Annotated in this window: 14 protein-coding genes and 1 pseudogene; all 15 read left to right on the top strand. The window is 42.4% G+C overall.

The annotated features are described in order from the left end of the window. Window positions 1–7 precede the first annotated feature (7 nt). The 15 genes and pseudogenes from ilvC to G8782_RS14515 all read left to right on the top strand — a co-directional run bounded on the left by ilvC (window position 8) and on the right by G8782_RS14515 (window position 17,443). Window positions 8–1,036 carry a ketol-acid reductoisomerase gene (gene ilvC, locus G8782_RS14590; RefSeq protein WP_172372513.1) on the top strand — a complete coding sequence of 343 codons (1,029 nt, stop codon included), beginning with the start codon at window positions 8–10 and terminating at the stop codon, window positions 1,034–1,036. Continuing rightward, window positions 1,023–2,573: a 2-isopropylmalate synthase gene (locus G8782_RS14585; protein WP_172372512.1), complete on the top strand. Its 1,551-nt coding sequence runs from the start codon at window positions 1,023–1,025 to the stop codon at window positions 2,571–2,573. Before ilvC ends, G8782_RS14585 begins: the two co-directional genes overlap by 14 nt. Before the next feature lie 40 nt (window positions 2,574–2,613). Beyond that, window positions 2,614–3,714 (top strand): 3-isopropylmalate dehydrogenase, encoded by a 1,101-nt coding sequence (gene leuB / locus G8782_RS14580; RefSeq protein WP_172372510.1) that lies wholly within the window; start codon window positions 2,614–2,616, stop codon window positions 3,712–3,714. Window positions 3,715–3,731: 17 nt separating this feature from the next. After that, window positions 3,732–5,141: a 3-isopropylmalate dehydratase large subunit gene (gene leuC, locus G8782_RS14575; protein WP_172372508.1), complete on the top strand. Its 1,410-nt coding sequence runs from the start codon at window positions 3,732–3,734 to the stop codon at window positions 5,139–5,141. A 27-nt stretch (window positions 5,142–5,168) separates the two neighbouring features. Then, window positions 5,169–5,762: a 3-isopropylmalate dehydratase small subunit gene (gene leuD / locus G8782_RS14570; protein ID WP_172372506.1), complete on the top strand. Its 594-nt coding sequence runs from the start codon at window positions 5,169–5,171 to the stop codon at window positions 5,760–5,762. Next, window positions 5,763–6,788, top strand: coding sequence for a threonine ammonia-lyase (locus G8782_RS14565; protein WP_343035077.1), 1,026 nt, complete (start codon window positions 5,763–5,765; stop codon window positions 6,786–6,788). 130 nt (window positions 6,789–6,918) lie between these two features. Next, window positions 6,919–7,707 carry an aspartate dehydrogenase gene (nadX, locus tag G8782_RS14560; protein WP_172372504.1) on the top strand — a complete coding sequence of 263 codons (789 nt, stop codon included), beginning with the start codon at window positions 6,919–6,921 and terminating at the stop codon, window positions 7,705–7,707. Between the two features lie 73 nt (window positions 7,708–7,780). Further along, complete coding sequence (locus tag G8782_RS14555; protein WP_172372502.1) at window positions 7,781–8,656, top strand: choline/ethanolamine kinase family protein; 876 nt, start codon at window positions 7,781–7,783, stop codon at window positions 8,654–8,656. A gap of 267 nt (window positions 8,657–8,923) precedes the next feature. Further along, window positions 8,924–10,417, top strand: coding sequence for a glycerol kinase GlpK (gene glpK, locus G8782_RS14550; RefSeq protein ID WP_172372500.1), 1,494 nt, complete (start codon window positions 8,924–8,926; stop codon window positions 10,415–10,417). Window positions 10,418–10,440: 23 nt separating this feature from the next. Beyond that, window positions 10,441–11,085: a hypothetical protein gene (locus G8782_RS14545; protein ID WP_172372490.1), complete on the top strand. Its 645-nt coding sequence runs from the start codon at window positions 10,441–10,443 to the stop codon at window positions 11,083–11,085. 233 nt (window positions 11,086–11,318) lie between these two features. After that, window positions 11,319–11,887, top strand: a pseudogene (locus G8782_RS14540) (MFS transporter); the annotation flags it as partial. Between the two features lie 99 nt (window positions 11,888–11,986). Next, window positions 11,987–13,033, top strand: coding sequence for a YecA family protein (locus tag G8782_RS14530; RefSeq protein WP_172372484.1), 1,047 nt, complete (start codon window positions 11,987–11,989; stop codon window positions 13,031–13,033). 335 nt (window positions 13,034–13,368) lie between these two features. Continuing rightward, a complete protein-coding gene (locus G8782_RS14525; RefSeq protein ID WP_172372482.1) occupies window positions 13,369–14,847 on the top strand; it encodes an aldehyde dehydrogenase family protein in 1,479 nt (492 codons plus the stop codon). Between the two features lie 79 nt (window positions 14,848–14,926). After that, on the top strand, window positions 14,927–16,084 hold the full coding sequence (locus G8782_RS14520; RefSeq protein ID WP_172372481.1) for a saccharopine dehydrogenase family protein: 1,158 nt from the start codon (window positions 14,927–14,929) through the stop codon (window positions 16,082–16,084). Between the two features lie 111 nt (window positions 16,085–16,195). Beyond that, window positions 16,196–17,443, top strand: a complete 1,248-nt coding sequence (locus G8782_RS14515) for a serpin family protein (RefSeq protein WP_172372479.1) — start codon at window positions 16,196–16,198, stop codon at window positions 17,441–17,443. The last annotated feature ends 10 nt before the right edge of the window (window positions 17,444–17,453 follow it).

Here is a 17,453-nt window from a genome sequence, read left to right as displayed (position 1 = left end):
ATTTAAAATGGCTAAAATGTATTATAACAACGATATCGATGAGAGTGTTCTACAAGGAAAGAAAATTGCAGTGATCGGATACGGTTCACAAGGTCACGCACACGCACGAAACTTGAAAGATTCAGGATTTGACGTAGTCGTAGGTGTTCGCCCAGGGAAATCATTTGATCAAGCTAAAGAAGACGGCTTGGATGTTGCATCAGTGAAAGAAGCAGCGGAACAAGCGGATCTAGTCATGGTGTTACTGCCTGATGAAAGACAGAAGCAAGTGTACGTAGATGAAATTGAACCTGCATTAAAAGCAGGAAAATCACTCGTCTTCGCTCATGGATTTAACGTTCACTTTGATGAGATTAAGCCTCCGGCAGACGTTGACGTATTCCTTGTAGCGCCAAAAGGTCCTGGACACCTTGTCCGCAGAACGTATGAAGCAGGCGCAGGAGTTCCGGCATTGTTCGCAGTCTATCAAGATGCTTCTGGAAAAGCGACAGACGTTGCGCTTGCTTATGCAAAAGGAATCGGTTCCGCGAGAGCCGGCGTTCTAGAAACGACATTTAAAGAAGAAACTGAAACGGATTTATTCGGAGAGCAAGCAGTTCTATGCGGTGGAACAACTGCACTTGTAAAAGCTGGTTTCGAAATTCTTGTAGAAGCGGGTTATCAGCCAGAACTAGCTTACTTTGAAACACTTCATGAACTGAAATTAATCGTCGACTTAATGTACGAAGGCGGCCTTTCAGGAATGCGCTACTCGATTTCAGATACAGCCCAGTGGGGAGACTATGTTGCAGGAGACCGCATTATCGACGCAGGAACGAAAGATCGCATGAGAGAACTTCTTTCTGAAATTCAATCAGGCGAGTTCGCAAAAGGATGGATCGAAGAAAACGAAACAGGACGTCCAAACTTCAACGCGATCACTGAAAAAGAAGAAAAACATAGCATTGAAGCTGTCGGCCAAAAACTTCGTGAAATGATGCCATTCGTGAACGCAGGCAAGAAAGAGAAGGAAGTGGTGACGAGTGCGAAAGATTGATATTTTCGACACGACGCTACGAGACGGTGAACAAGCTGCAGGGATTAATTTAAACACAGCTGAAAAGCTTGAAATTGCGCGCCAGCTGGAAAAACTAGAGGTAACAATTATTGAAGCAGGATTTCCTGCTTCATCCCCTGGAGACTTCCAAGCGGTTCAGAAAATTGCAAACACAGTGAAGGGTTCCATTGTTACCGGGCTTGCGCGTACGATAAAAAGCGATATAGATACGACGTGGGAAGCACTTAAGGGGGCAGAACAACCCCATATTCACACATTTTTAGCGACATCGCCAATTCATATGCAATATAAGCTCATGAAAACGCCAGATGAGGTTGTAGAACTTGCTGTTGAAGCCGTCAAATATGCGAAGAAAAAATTCCCGCTCGTCCAATGGTCAGCGGAAGATGCTTTTCGATCGGATCCGGAATTTCTCGTTCGCATTGTCAATCAAGTGATTGCGGCGGGCGCAACGACCATTAATATTCCCGACACTGTCGGTTATGCGTCGCCAATGGAATACGGCGCGCTGTTCAGATACTTGAAAGAAAATGTAACGGGAATTGACAAAGTGAAGCTATCAGCGCATTGCCACAATGATTTAGGAATGGCGACCGCCAATACAATCGCTGCGATTGAAAACGGAGCGGATCAAGTCGAAGGAACGATTAATGGAATCGGCGAACGTGCCGGTAACGTCGCATTAGAAGAAATTGCAGTCGCGCTTCACATAAGAAAAGACTTTTACGGTTATGAAACAGATATTAATTTGAAAGAAATTAAACGAACGAGCCAACTAGTCAGCCAGTTGACGGGCGTCGTGATTCAGCCGAATAAAGCAGTTGTCGGTAAAAATGCTTTCGCTCATGAATCGGGTATTCACCAAGACGGCATGTTGAAAAATCCGGAGACCTATGAGATTATCACGCCTGCTTTGATTGGTGAAAGCGAAATTCCGTTGGCGCTTGGAAAACATTCCGGAAGACACGCATTCAAAGATCGTTCGATTAAAATGGGCTTCGAATTAAGCGACGAAAAATTAAATGATGCCTTTATCGAGTTCAAAAAACTCGCGGACCGTAAAAAAGAAATTACGGAAGATGATTTATTTGTACTCTTCACGGATCAACAGATTCAAAGTTCGGATACGCCTGTTTATCAATTAAAGAATGTTCAAGTTCAGTACGGTACAGCGAATGTCCCTACTGCAATGGTTTCGGCTATAACGCCCGGCGGTGAAGAAGTAAATAAAGCTGCTACCGGCTCAGGTTCAGTAGAAGCGATTTTCAATACATTGGAAGAACTTGTCCAAGGCGAGGTGCACATTCTCGATTACCGAGTTACTTCGATCGGTAAAGGACGTGACGCGCTGGGTGAAGCAGTCGTGAATTTAAGTTTGAATGGCCATGTGTCAACTGGTCGCGATGTTGCTCAAGACGTTCTTGAAGCATCTGCAAAAGCATACTTGAATGCGATTAACCGCCAACTGATTAACGCGGACGTTCGGGAGAAGAGAGTAGCAGTTTCAACACCTTAAGAAGTCTAGGTACAGAAAACTATAAGGAGGAGAGCTTGATATGAAAAAGAGAGTAGCAGTTCTACCAGGGGATGGAATCGGTCCTGAAGTAACAGAAGCGGCAGTGAAGGTATTGCAAGTTATTGGAAGACGATTCAATCATACGTTTGACATTGGATTTGGCTTAATTGGCGGCGCTGCTGTAGATGAGCATAATACACCTTTTCCGACTGAAACAATCGAACTTTGCCAGACAAGTGATGCGGTTCTTCTTGGTGCAGTAGGCGGTCCGAAATGGGATCAGCATCCGACTCATTTACGACCAGAAAAGGGTTTGCTTGCCATTCGCAAGCACTTTGATTTATACGCGAATTTACGACCTGTAATGGCTGTTCCGTCTTTACTTCATGCTTCTCCTCTTAAAGAAGAAGTAGCTAAAGATGTCGATATGTTAATCGTGCGCGAGTTAACTGGCGGCTTATATTTCGGTGAACCGAGTCGGCACAACGAAAAGTCTGCACTCGACACACTTGTTTATACACGGGAAGAAATTGAACGCATCGTTGTAAAATCATTTGAATTAGCTCGACTGCGACGCGGCAAAGTAACATCTGTCGATAAAGAAAACGTATTGGAATCGAGCAAGCTTTGGCGCGAAGTTGTTGAGGAAAAGAAAAAGCTTTATCCAGATGTTGAAGTCGAGCATATGTTGGTCGATTCGGCTGCTATGCAGCTTGTCACCAATCCGAGTGCATTCGATGTAATCGTGACGGAAAATATGTTTGGCGATATATTGAGCGATGAGGCATCCGTCATTACAGGTTCATTAGGCGTTCTTCCATCGGCAAGTCTTGGCCGAGATGGATTTGGTCTTTATGAGCCCGTGCACGGAACCGCTCCGTCTATTGCAGGACAAGGAAAAGCAAACCCGGCCGCGACGATTTTGTCAGTTGCCATGATGCTTAAGTATTCGTTCGGCATGGAGACAGAAGCCGCGGCGATTGAAGAAGCGGTTAACACCGTGTTTGAAGACGGGTTCTTTACAGCTGATTTAGCGTCACCGGGCGACCGTATTTTATCGACAGACGATTGGACGAATAAAGTCGTCTACGAACTCGATTTACAATCCGTTTGTAACAGTATCATGTTTACGTACAATTAACATAGAGGGGGAGCAAGATGGCTAAAACAATTATCGAAAAAGTTTGGGATCAGCACGTCGTTTACGAAGAAAGTGGTAAGCCGGACCTGCTCTATATCGACCTTCATTTATTGCATGAAGTTACGTCTCCCCAAGCTTTTGAAGGACTGCGCATCGCAAATAGAAAGGTGCGCCGTCCAGATTTATGTTTTGCGACGATGGATCATAATATCCCGACTCGTAATTTACCGACGATTAAAGATCCGATCGCCAGAAAGCAAGTCAATACGCTACAAGAAAACTGCGATGAGTTCGGCGTTCCGCTTGCGAATATGGACCATCCCGATCAAGGAATCGTTCATATTATCGGTCCAGAACTGGGTCTTACTCAACCTGGAAAAACGATTGTTTGCGGTGATAGCCATACATCGACCCACGGCGCTTTCGGAGCGATTGCGTTCGGGATCGGCACGAGTGAAGTTGAACATGTTTTATCAACACAGACACTGTGGCAAGCGAGACCGAAAACAATGGAAGTGCGAATTTCAGGAGAACTAGGCTTCGGCGTAACAGCTAAAGATATTATATTGGCGATCATTGCGAAATTCGGGATCGATATGGGAAATGGCCATATTATCGAATTCACTGGCGACGCCATTCGAAATTTAACGATGGAAGAGCGCATGACAGTGTGCAATATGTCCATTGAAGCAGGTGCAAAAGCAGGTTTAATCAGCCCGGATGAAACGACAGTTTCCTATTTGAAAGGCCGTAAATATGTTCCAGAAGGAAAAGATTTTGAAGAGGCGGCAGCAAAGTGGCTTTCATATGCAACAGATGAAGGTGCGCAGTATGACAAGGTCGTTGAAATCAATGCAAGCGAAATCGAACCTTTCGTTACATGGGGAACAAACCCATCAATGGGGTCGGGCATTTCAAGTCATGTTCCTTATGCATCTGACTTTAGTTCAGAATCAGATAAAGAGTCATTGAAAAATGCACTTGAGTATATGGGGCTAGAAGAAGGCATGCCGCTAACGTCAATCGAAATTCAAAATGTATTTATCGGTTCTTGTACAAATGCTCGGTTAAGTGATTTACGCGCCGCGGCAAAAGTGATTGAAGGTCAAAAAGTTCATGAATCAGTGACTGCGATTGTCGTGCCGGGATCACGAACGGTGAAAAAACAAGCAGAAGATGAAGGGCTGGACAAAATATTCCTTGATGCAGGCTTTGAATGGCGCGAATCGGGTTGCAGTATGTGTTTAGCGATGAATGACGATGTTGTTCCGGCAGGTGAGCGATGTGCTTCAACATCCAACCGTAACTTTGAAGGACGACAAGGAGCGGGTTCGCGAACACACTTGATGAGTCCGCCAATGGCCGCTGCAGCTGCAGTTAAAGGCCGTTTCGTAGATGTGCGTGAAATGAATGCGGTTCATGCTTAAGCCATAGCTATAAAGGGGGGTGATCAAATGGAACCAATTAATAAAGTGAAAAGTGTCATTACACCGCTTGACCGAACAAACGTTGATACGGATCAAATTATTTCTAAAGAGTTCTTAAGGCGAATCGAACGAACTGGATTCGGAAAATATTTATTTTATCACTGGCGGTTCGATGCAGAAGGCAATGAAAGAAAAGATTTTGTATTGAACGACCAACGGTTCAAGGATTCGAAAGTATTAGTTGCTCACGAAAACTTCGGTTGCGGATCGTCAAGAGAACATGCTCCTTGGTCCATTTTGGATTATGGATTTAATGTTGTCATTGCACCGAGTTTTGCAGATATTTTTTATAACAACTGCATGAAAAATGGTTTGCTCCCGATTCGATTAGCGGTAGATGAAGTTGAACAAATCCTTGAAAAAGGAAAACATGCACCGTATTCCGTTCAAGTGAATTTAGAAGAGCAAACGGTCACTACCGAAGACGGAGAGAATTATTCATTCTCGATTGATCCCTACTATAAACAAATGTTATTAAATGGTTGGGACGAAATTGAATTAACTTTCCAATATGAAGATAAAATTAAAGCTTATGAAGATAAACAGAAACAATTGGTTTGAATCGTAACCAATATCCCTACTAATAGAGGAGATGGTGTCGTTGGGGATTTATATAGCACAGCAGGTTTATTCGAAGCATTTGAAAGATTAACTGATGTCGTTCATAGAACGCCTTGCAAAGAGTCTCAAACAATTAATGAATGGACGGATTCTAACGTTTATTTAAAGTTGGAAAATCTGCAAAGGACCGGTTCATTTAAAATTCGCGGCGCTTTTAATAAGGTTTCTCAACTTACTGATGAAGAGTGCTCTCGGGGACTACTTGCAGCATCGGCCGGAAACCATGCCCAAGGCGTTGCGCTTGCAGGTCGTGAAAGAGGTATTCCGGTAACGATATATATGCCTAAATCAACACCTGATACGAAAATTAATGCAACTCGAAAATACGGCGCAACTGTAAAATTAGTTGGTCAAAATTTTGACGAAGCCTATCTAGCGGCCCGTGAAGAACAATTTCTTACAGGTGCAAGTTTCATTCATCCGTTCGATGATCTCGCCATCATTGAAGGGCAAGCGACCGTTGCAATGGAAATGTTGCAGCAGCAACCTGAAATGGATACGATTGTTGTTCCGGCAGGAGGCGGAGGCTTGCTCGCAGGAACTGCGCTGGCGGTCAAAACAATCCGTCCAAGTGTGAAAGTGATTGGTGTTCAAGCGTCTAATTCACCGGCAATCGCTCACGTCTTCAAAGGCGTTCGAAACAAGAACGTCCCTTTCTTACCGACAATCGCTGAGGGGATTTGTGTAAAGGAACCTGGTAAACTAACCGTAGATATTATCCGCAACTACGTTGATGATGTCATTACGGTTACGGAACAGGAAATCTCTTCAACAATCCTCTTTATGCTTGAAAGAGAAAAATTGCTCGTTGAAGGAGCGGCAGCCGCCGGGGTAGCAGCTGTCGTGAATAAAAGACTCACAATATCATCTAAAAAAACGGGTGTCATTGTAAGCGGCGGCAATTTCGATCTGAGCAAATTAAGCGAGTGCATGAGACAAAGCACAAATAATGTACAAAACTTTTAACCTATACAAACTACCTGACCTGGAATTAGGGTCGGGTAGTTTTTATATTTACCAGCAGACTTTGCTTCAGAATAATGTGATATAATAGATACAGAATATTGTTAATTAGTGGGATTTAGGGGTGAGTAAATTGAAAATCGGGTTAATAGGTTGTGGATCGATCGGGAATTTTTTATTGGAAAAACTTAATCAAGAAAAACTGTTGCCGGATTATCAAATTTGTTCAGTTTTTGATGATCGGGATAGTCGCCGGATAAAATTGCAGAGACTTTCGGAAATATATGAGTTTACGGTTTTTCAGGATTTAAACCAGTTTCTGCAATCGGGTGTTGATTTAGTAGTAGAATGCGCCAACATCAAAACGGTTAATGATTATGCTGTTCGCATTGTTGAGCAAAAAGATTTACTCCTAATAAGCATCGGCGCTTTGGCGAACGCATCCTTATATGATGAATTGCATTCTGTATCCAAGTTGAATGGAACGAAAGTTTATCTGCCATCAGGCGCAATCGGCGGATTAGATGTGATCAAGACCGCGAATATTATGGGCGGCTTGAATTCTGTTTCATTGGTATCTCGAAAGCCATTAAAGGCTCTTTCGAATGAACAATTTAATGAAGAAACAGTCTTGTTTGAAGGGTCGGCTAAAAATGCGATTCAAAAGTTCCCTCAAAACGCGAATGTAGCTATCGTTCTCTCTTTAGCGGGGATTGGAATCGAACGGACTTCAGTGAAGATTATCGCTGATCCCGCGGTAAATAAAAACATTCATACAATCCGTGCAGAAGGCGTTTTCGGGGAAGTTGATATCATAGTTCAAAATAACCCTTCTGAAGACAATGCGAAAACAAGTTATTTAACAGCATTAAGTATTTTATCATCACTCAAGTCGATAAATGAACAGATAACAATAGGTTAATCCATAGGTGGTGCAAGGAGTCCGAGAAGTTTCTCCTTGTTTTTACCGATTACGCTGGGGGGCTCATTTTGATATGGAAAAACTAATTGATCTCATTAAAGAGGCTTTGCAATTACCGCATGCAAAAATAGAAAATATACAAACGACAGGCGGAATGACAAATTTAAATTATTTGGTCACAATCGATTCAACTAAATTTATCGTCCGGATACCCGGGAATGGGACAGAAGAGTTCATTGATAGAGGAATTGAAAAAGAAAATCTGGAATTTGCATCTTCGCTTGGCATAAATCCGGAATTACGTTACTTCGACTTGGATAGCGGATTGAAAATCACGAAGAAAATTGTAAGCGCTATCACTTTGACGCCCGAACTTGCCAGTCAGGAAAAAACTATGAAAAAGGTAGCGGAGATTTTCAGGACGGTCCATCATTCAAATCGGAAAATGAGCAATCGGTTTGAACTTTTTGAGATGATGACGAATTTTGAAGAACTTGCTCACGAAGCGGGGGCGGAATTTTTTGATGGATTTGATGAAGTGAAGAAAGAAATAATTTCACTGCAGCAATACTTTACCGATCTAAATGTAGAGGAAACGCCATGCCATATAGATCCGGCCTGTTCAAATTTCATCATGAGCGATGAGGATAAAGTGTATTTGATCGATTGGGAATATAGCGGGATGTTTGATCCGATGTGGGATATTGCCGCACATGCATTGGAAGCTAGAATTTCAGAATCAGAGGAAGCGTATTTTGTTGGACAGTATTTTCAAAGAGAGGCTACTGTATCGGAAAAGAAAAGAATGCTCTTGCATAAAATATTCCAAGACTATCTTTGGAGCTTATGGACCCTTTTTAAAGAAGGAAAAGGCGATGACTTTGGTGACTATGGAAAAAATCGATTCGAACGGGCGAGGAAGAATATTGAGGTTTTTAATCAAGAATAACCCACGTTTATACATCTTGCATATGTGAGGTGTATTTTTTTATTGTCAATGGCGGAAACGACCAAAGTAAGTACTCAAACGACTAAAGCGCCAAATTTGGCGAGTGTGTTTTCAATGGAAGTATCATTTTACTCGACAGTTTATTTGTTTCGCTAAGTAGCGCCTTGGAATCTAGTAGCTAGGGCGCTATTCTTTTTTTGTATTGTAAGATGAATTAGAAGATAATGATAGTAAGGCTTTTAATTCGAATGAAATGAGGGAGAAAGTATGAAGGAAAAGTACATTCTAGCACTCGATCAAGGAACGACTAGCTCACGGGCAATTTTATTCGATAAAAAAGGGGAAGTTGTCCATGCCTCACAACAAGAATTCAAACAATACTTTCCGAAATCCGGTTGGGTCGAACATAACGCAAACGAAATCTGGAGTTCGATTTTAGCGGTGATAGCAAGCGTATTATCAGAGAAAAATATCGAAGCAGAACAAATTGAAGGAATCGGAATTACAAATCAGCGGGAAACAACCGTTGTCTGGGATAAAAATACCGGGGTCCCGATTTACAATGCAATTGTTTGGCAGTCCAGGCAAACGGCAGAAATCTGCGAACAACTGATTGCGGCGGGGCATAATGATACATTTCGAGACAAAACAGGCCTTCTTATCGATGCTTACTTTTCAGGGACAAAAGTAAAGTGGATTTTGGACAACGTCGATGGAGCAAGGGAAAAGGCCGACCAAGGAGATTTGCTTTTCGGAACAATAGATACTTGGCTTGTTTGGAAGCTCTCCGGCGGGAAGGTGCATGTCACCGATTATACGAATGCCTCTAGAACGTTAATTTACAATATATATGAGTTGAAATGGGATGAAGAACTCTTACAGCTATTAGACATACCGGATTCGATGTTGCCTGAGGTTAAATCATCATCTGAAATCTATGGTTACACAGACAATATTCATTTCTTCGGTCATCATGCACCTATTTCGGGGGTCGCGGGAGATCAGCATGCGGCATTATTCGGTCAAACATGTTTTGAAAGCGGCATGGTGAAAAATACTTACGGTACGGGTTGTTTCATGTTGATGAATACAGGCGAGAAAGCAGTTAAGTCTGAGCATGGTTTACTGACAACCATCGCTTGGGGGATTGATGGGAAAGTTGAATACGCGCTTGAAGGAAGCATTTTCGTCGCGGGATCGGCAATCCAATGGTTGCGGGATGGACTCCGCATGTTCAGAGATTCAGCCGATACCGAGAAATATGCAGTTCGTGTTGAATCGACGGATGGCGTGTATGTTGTACCGGCTTTTGTTGGTCTCGGCGCTCCTTATTGGGACAGCGATGTTCGAGGTGCGGTATTTGGGCTGACGCGGGGAACGTCGAAAGAGCATTTTATTCGCGCGACATTGGAATCGCTGGCTTATCAAACGAAAGATGTATTAGGCGCGATGGAAGCCGATTCCGGAATTACATTAAAAACATTAAGAGTCGACGGTGGCGCGGTGAAAAATGACTTCCTCATGCAGTTCCAAAGCGATTTGCTTGATGTCCCGGTTGAACGCCCAGTTATTAATGAAACAACTGCGCTCGGTGCGGCATATTTAGCTGGACTAGCCGTGGGATTTTGGAAAGATTGTTCTGAGATAAAAAGCCATTGGCAATTGGATAAGTCATTTGAACCGAAAATGGAACAGAGTCGTCGTGACGAATTATATGCTGGGTGGCAAAAAGCAGTCAAAGCCGCGATGTTTTTTAAATAAAATGAATCGAAGGAGGGGGGCTTATGATTTATTTTTTCGGAATTCGAAACTACATGCTCAGGATGAAAAAGCAAGCAACCCAGCTAGAACTTTATTATCCCAAAAACACATACGACCTGATTGCCAGGCGGGAGATAAAAGCGATTCTGACAAAATTCAATAACCTATTTTATGATGCGTATCCTGAAGCTTTAACGAATGAAGCAAAGGTTGTTCATGATTACCAGCCTACAAGCCATTCGAGGAAATATGATGTTCAACGCGCGATCAAACTTTGCAAATCGCAAAAAGTGCGAAGGAAGGACATCGTTAAAATCGAAGAATACTTAAATTTGCAATACGTAATCGAAGAACAAATTACCTATTACAATCAAGCGATTAAAAAGGCGGAAAACACCGAACGGTTAATGTCGAACGAGACATTTTCCTCTTTCTTTCCAGAGTTGTTTGAAGAGAGAATGCAAATGCTTGAGGAAATAAAAGACTATAGTTTAACAACTATCGATAAACTGCTTCATGACAAGCAACTTTGCGAAAAAGCCATCAACGACTTGATCCGCCGAGGCCATGGTTTCTGGGGCGAAGCAAGTAGACTGATCGGAAGCTTAGTTGCGGAGTCCGTCAAACAAGCCGTAGATGTCGCGGGTCAGACGATGAGGCGGAAATAGAACTGGCTGTGCAATGAAGGGGGAAGTTTTAAATGATTGGACGTAATGATCCTTGCCATTGCACTTTAAAATAAAAAGCGATTACCTAAGCGGTTCATTATTCAGTTAATCGCTTTTTAATTTGATTCATGGATTTCCGTTTCGTTTGGAAATTTCCTCGCGGGCAAAAGGTCCCGACTTGCAAGCGAAATCATTTGAGTGCAAGCAAATGTTGTATATGTGCAAGCAAACCACTACTGATGCTGCCCGGCGCCGTATTAATGGGACTCATGTCGCCGATTACGGGTCGATTATTTGACAAGTACGGGGCGCGAACGATGGCGATAATCGGTTTAACAATTACGATTGTCACAACCTATTACTTGAGCAAACTTGGAATGGATTCTGGTTATTACTATATCATGATGCTTTACACTGTTCGTATGCTTGGGATTTCATTGGTCATGATGCCTGCTATCACAAACGGGCTGAATCAGTTGCCAATGATTTCCAATCCGCACGGAACTGCGATGAATAGTACATTGCAACAAGTTTCGGGCGCGATTGGTTCCGCAGTCCTATTAACGATCATGACAAAACGCATGGAATCGGCAGGCACACAACTAGAGGCAAAGCATCCGAAACCGTACCATCAACTGCAGAAGGACTTAAAGCATTGAAAGACCAAATTGAAACACAATCAATGCTCGATGGGATAAATTTCGCGTTTTTCGTTTCAACTATCGTTGCGGCAGGGGCTTTAGTATTAACTTTCTTCATTAAACGCGTAACTCCGCCTAAAGATAACGTGCAAACAAAATGACATAATGAATAGAAGCTCTGTAGCGGTTTAATAAACCGATGCGGAGCTTTTTGTTTTCTGTTATAGTAGGAAAGCACACGATTTAAAGGAGCGGTATGTATGATACAAAGAAATGATCCATGTCCTTGTGGAAGTGGAAAAAAATATAAAAGATGTTGCTTAGGTAAAAACGAAGTATCGATTGATACGCTCGTTGAAGAAGAATTGCAACGCATTCTCGCTGGAATGTATGAACAACCGATTACGCATGCGATTCATGCAGAGTATGAAATTTATCAAAGAGAGTGGATGAGTAAACTCGGCAGCTTTTGGGATGAAAAAGAGACTGAGTATGCAGTGAGCGAATATTTCTTTTACGTTGCCCGTAGAGATTTGTGGAAACGTTATTTGATAAAAGTATTAAATGAACCGATTCGAAGCGCAGTTCGTTCGGTTGTAGAGACATGGCAAGAACCGATCATTCTACTTGGTAAAATAATTGAAGAAAAAAATGGACTGGTCGTCATTGAAGAAGTGTTAGGGGACGAGACTTATTATCTCGAAAAACAACAAGATATGCCTGTCGAAAAGGACAGTGTCGTGTTTGGGGTTGCCTTGCGCGATGAACGGATTCGCGAGAATGGCATATTCATAATAAACTCGCTCCTGTTCGTTAAAGACGGCAATCATAGTTTTGCAAATGAAATAACAAAACTTGCAGAGTCAAGCGGGTTTGAAAAAAGTGATGATTTTTATAAAGCGCATATGATTGATATTTATCATCGTATACTTTCTAGATCTGAAGGTTCTGTCATGGATTTACTGAAAGGCGAATTGACGGATATCCAACAAGAAGCGGTGGACATTTTCTATGAAAAACTCGAGTTTTTGGAAATCAAAGCAGACCATCCAGAATTAATGGGAAATATTATCGTCACGTATTTATATGAAAAACAGCCTAACTTCAAGAAGCCTGAAGTGATTGCGGCAGCGTTTTTACATGCGCTTCATGAATTTCATATGTTTGAGAACTTCTCGAAGGCCCAAAGTGAATTGGCAAAGCTATTTGATGTATCCGTCAGTTCGATGACAAATCAATCTGTCAAAATTCAAGAATTTATCGTGGAAATGGGTAAAAACATCGGACGTAATGTTCACGACGAGTAAATAATGTCCGAAATGGTTACGAACTTGGAAAGCTTAGAAGAGGCAATGTATATTTGAATGTTATTGTGAATATGGTAGACCTCCTGGCAGTTATCGACTGTCAGGAGGTCTTTTTTGATTGGTGGAATTATGGTGTTTGGTCGTTTGCTTATGTGTTTTAGTCGATTCGAAGTCGACATTAGTCGCTTCGCGCTCCACATTGGTCGATTGCCGAAATTTCCACTAATGAATTCCCGAATTAAAAAAGGTTTTCTAGTAAAGTTGTCGAAATAGTAAAGTTGTAAGCGTTCTCAAGTGGATTTTGTAATATAGAAAAAGAAAGGGGATTGTTTATCATGCAATTGAATAACTACATCGGGGGATCTTGGCAAGAGTCGGGGGACGCGAAATATACTGCCGTGAAAAACCCGGCAACCGGGGAAGAAGTGGCCCAAGTCAGGTTATCGACAAAGGAAGATGTTAATCAAGCAGTTGCTGCGGCGAAAAAAGCGCAAAAGAAATGGGCGCTTGTTCCTGCACCAAAACGTGCTGATTTCCTATATGAAATTGGACGAATCATGAAAGAGAAAAAAGAACATTTAGCTCAGGTACTCACAACTGAGATGGGGAAAGTGATTGAAGAAGCTCGCGGTGAAGTGCAAGAAGGCATTGACATGGCTTTTTATATGGCAGGCGAAGGAAGACGGCTTTTCGGGGAGACGGTTCCGTCTGAACTGCAAGATAAATTCGCGATGAGCGTGCGTGCGCCAATCGGTGTCGTCGGGCTTATTACCCCGTGGAATTTTCCAGTAGCGATCGCAACGTGGAAGTCGTTTCCGGCAATCGTTGCAGGCAATACATTCATATGGAAACCAGCAACTGAAACACCGATGATGGCCTATGAAATGGCGCTTATTTTTGAAGAAGTCGGTCTTCCGGAAGGCGTCGCCAATATCGTTTTTGGTTCAGGATCAGAAGTTGGGACTGCAATGATCGAGCATCCGGATGTTCGTGTGATTTCATTCACGGGATCGACTGAAACAGGACGTCATGTTGCTGAGACGGGCGGACACCATTTGAAAAAAGTGTCACTGGAAATGGGCGGGAAAAATGCTGTTATCGTCATGGATGATGCAGACATCAATCTCGCAGTTGAAGGAATTCTTTGGAGCGCATTCGGTACAGCCGGTCAAAGATGCACTGCATGCAGCAGAGTTATCGTGCACAAAGATGTAAAAGAAGAACTCGAACAGAAACTGTTAGAGCAGATGAAACATCTGACAATTGGAAATGGGTTAGATGAATCTGTGAAAATTGGTCCTGTCATTAATGAAAAAGCGCTTGATAAGATTTCAAGCTATATAGAAATCGGAAAAGAAGAAGGCGCGAAACTTTTAGTGGGCGGAAATGTATTAACAGAAGGCGACCTGGCGAACGGTCATTATTTTGAACCGACCTTATTCACCGATGTGAAATGGGATAGCCGAATCGCGCAAGAAGAAATATTCGGACCGGTCGTATCGCTGATTGAAGTCGGCAGTTTAGAAGAAGCGATTGAAGTGAATAATAGCGTGGTTTATGGACTTTCAAGTTCTATTTTCTCGCGCGATGTCAATAAAATATTTAGAGCGCAACGGGATCTCGATACGGGGATCGTCTATGTGAACGCTGGAACGACAGGTGCTGAAATTCATTTGCCTTTCGGCGGGACGAAAGGAACTGGAAATGGTCACCGAGATTCAGGGGTTGCAGCACTCGACGTCTTTACCGAGTGGAAAAGTATTTACGTAGACTTTAGCGGTAAATTGCAGCGCGCACAAATCGATAATTCATAAACTACTAGAGCGATACATTTTGTGTCGTTTTCCATAGCATAGGAATAAGGATATTATACAGACGTAAGGGGATGGGAAAATGAAAGTAGTCGTTCTAGGCGCGGGTTTAATGGGGAAAGAGACAGCACGCGATTTGGTGAAAAGCGATGACGTGACGAAAGTGTATTTGGCAGATGTGAATGTGCGCCAAGCCGAGGAGTTTGCGGAAGAACTAATGTCCGATAAACTAGATGTACTGTTGCTCGATGCAACAAACGATGCTCAGTTAAGCGACGTTATCGCGCTTGGGGATGTCGTTGTGAATGCGCTTTTCTATACGTTTAATGAAAAAGTGGCGAGAACAGCCATCGAACGGGGGGTTCATTCGATTGACTTAGGGGGGCATATCGGGGGAGCCACGGAAGCCGTGCTTGCGTTAAAAGAAAAAGCGATTGAAAAAGGCGTTACGATTATCCCGGATTTGGGGGTTGCGCCCGGTATGATCAACATACTTACAGGTTACGGCGCTGATAAACTCGATCGGGTAAAATCGATTAAATTATACGTTGGTGGAATACCTGTCAATCCGGAACCGCCTTTAAATTATAATGTCGTCTTCTCATTAGAAGGCGTTTTCGACCATTATACGGATTCTTCTCATGTCATTCGCGACGGTCAATTGCAAGAAATCGCTTCACTTTCTGAAATTGAAACAATAGAATTCGACAATTACGGAGAACTCGAAGCTTTCCATACATCCGGCGGTACATCTACGCTGACAGAATCCTTTTCTCACGTAGAAACATTAGAATACAAAACGATTCGCTATAAAGGCCACGCAGAAAAATTCCAGCTACTTGTTGATTTAGGGCTTCTAGATCGGGAAAATGAAGTGCCTGTGGACGGAAAGAAAATTAAAGTGCGAGATGTTATGAGAGAACAGCTAGCCCCGCAACTTCACCTTGGTGAAAAGTCGGATGCCGTACTTCTGCGTGTTTTAGTGAGCGGGGAAAAGGACAGCTTGCCGGTGACGTATGAATACAATTTAGTCACAGAGAAGGACACAACGCAAAATGTAACGGCGATGGCACGAGCAACAGCCAATACAATGTCTATTGTCGCGCAGATGATCGGCACCGGTAAAATTTCAACACGGGGCGTTTATCCACCTGAAAAGATTGTCCCAGGCGAACCTTATATAGAGGAATTGAAAAAACGGGGCGTAATCATCGAAGAGTTTGTGAAGGAATACGCATAAGCATGAATATAAGTAGCTGATCCAAACTAACATTGGGTCAGCTTTTCCAATTTTCATGTAACTTTTCCTTGCTGAACACAGTCTAATCGAATTAAAGGGAAGGTGAATACTTTGAAAAAAACTTTAATGATTCTACTCGCAACTATACTTGTGATGTTGACGGGATGCGGGACGGAAAATAAGTCGGGAGGGCTTGAAATTTCAAAAGATGTAGCATTCGGTGAAAAAGACTATGAAAAAATTGTATCGCCTGCTAATGAATTAGGCTTCAAACTTCTAAAAGAAGTCGAAGCAGATGAAAATAACAATATATTTATTTCGCCTACAAGCTTATTCATGGCATTGGCCATGGTTTATAACGGCGCAGAAGGTGAAACGAAAGAAGAAATTGCTCAAGTACTTCACTCAGAAGGAATAGATCCGGAAGAATTAAATAAAGCAAATGCATCAATGATGTCTGTTTTGAATAAAGAAGCGGACGATATTCAATTAAATATCGCAAACTCCATCTGGTTAAATGACAAATTCACTTTTCAAAAGGATTTTGCGGGAAGCAACAAGGATTATTTCAATGCAGAAATCGCTGAAATTGATATCGCAGATAGTAAATCCCCCGAACAGATTAACAATTGGGTGAAAGAAGCGACAAACGATAAAATCGAGAAAATCGTCGACTCTCCATTGGATGCCAATTTGGTGGCAGTTCTCATTAATGCCATTTATTTTAAAGGGAGCTGGACAAATGAATTTGATAAGAACGAAACAGAAGACCGACCTTTTCAGCTGCTAGATGGGTCTTTCAAAGACGTTCCGCTCATGGCGATGAAGGAAAAATTCTCTTATTTGGAAAATGAAAAATTTCAAGCGATCACATTGCCTTACGGGGACGGCGAAATGAGCATGAAAGTGTTTCTTCCAAAAGAAAACTCGAGCCTAGAAGAATTCAAAACGCTGTTGACGCATGAAAATTGGACGGCTTGGCAGAAAGAGTTTGAAGTAGAAAAAGGGACGATTTTACTGCCGAAGTTTCAGTTGGAATTTGAGGCATCTTTAAAGGGAGCGCTTAAAAGCTTGGGCATGAAATCAGCATTCGATGAAAACGCGAATTTCACGAAAATGATAAACGAAGACGATCAAGTATCAATTACAAATGTTAAACAAAAAACTTTCATCGATGTGGGTGAAAAAGGAACCGAAGCGGCGGCAGTAACCGGTATTGAAATGGGAATAACATCTGCACCGATTAATGAACCATTCCGTATGGAAGTGAATCGCCCATTCTTCTTTACGATTACGGATGAGGAAACGGATACAATCCTATTCATGGGTTCGATTTCCAACCCTGTGCAAGCAAAGTAAATATACTTTT

Source organism: Sporosarcina jiandibaonis (assembly GCF_013184495.1).
Lineage (GTDB): Bacteria > Bacillota > Bacilli > Bacillales_A > Planococcaceae > Sporosarcina > Sporosarcina jiandibaonis.
This window is presented reverse-complemented; position numbering and strand designations above follow the sequence as displayed.

Coding starts and splice junctions, on each gene's coding strand:
- ilvC (WP_172372513.1), top strand. CDS start 8: ATGGCTAAAATGTATTATAACAACGATATCGATGAGAGTGTTCTACAA.
- leuB (WP_172372510.1), top strand. CDS start 2,614: ATGAAAAAGAGAGTAGCAGTTCTACCAGGGGATGGAATCGGTCCTGAA.
- leuC (WP_172372508.1), top strand. CDS start 3,732: ATGGCTAAAACAATTATCGAAAAAGTTTGGGATCAGCACGTCGTTTAC.
- leuD (WP_172372506.1), top strand. CDS start 5,169: ATGGAACCAATTAATAAAGTGAAAAGTGTCATTACACCGCTTGACCGA.
- G8782_RS14555 (WP_172372502.1), top strand. CDS start 7,781: ATGGAAAAACTAATTGATCTCATTAAAGAGGCTTTGCAATTACCGCAT.
- glpK (WP_172372500.1), top strand. CDS start 8,924: ATGAAGGAAAAGTACATTCTAGCACTCGATCAAGGAACGACTAGCTCA.
- G8782_RS14545 (WP_172372490.1), top strand. CDS start 10,441: ATGATTTATTTTTTCGGAATTCGAAACTACATGCTCAGGATGAAAAAG.
- G8782_RS14530 (WP_172372484.1), top strand. CDS start 11,987: ATGATACAAAGAAATGATCCATGTCCTTGTGGAAGTGGAAAAAAATAT.
- G8782_RS14525 (WP_172372482.1), top strand. CDS start 13,369: ATGCAATTGAATAACTACATCGGGGGATCTTGGCAAGAGTCGGGGGAC.
- G8782_RS14520 (WP_172372481.1), top strand. CDS start 14,927: ATGAAAGTAGTCGTTCTAGGCGCGGGTTTAATGGGGAAAGAGACAGCA.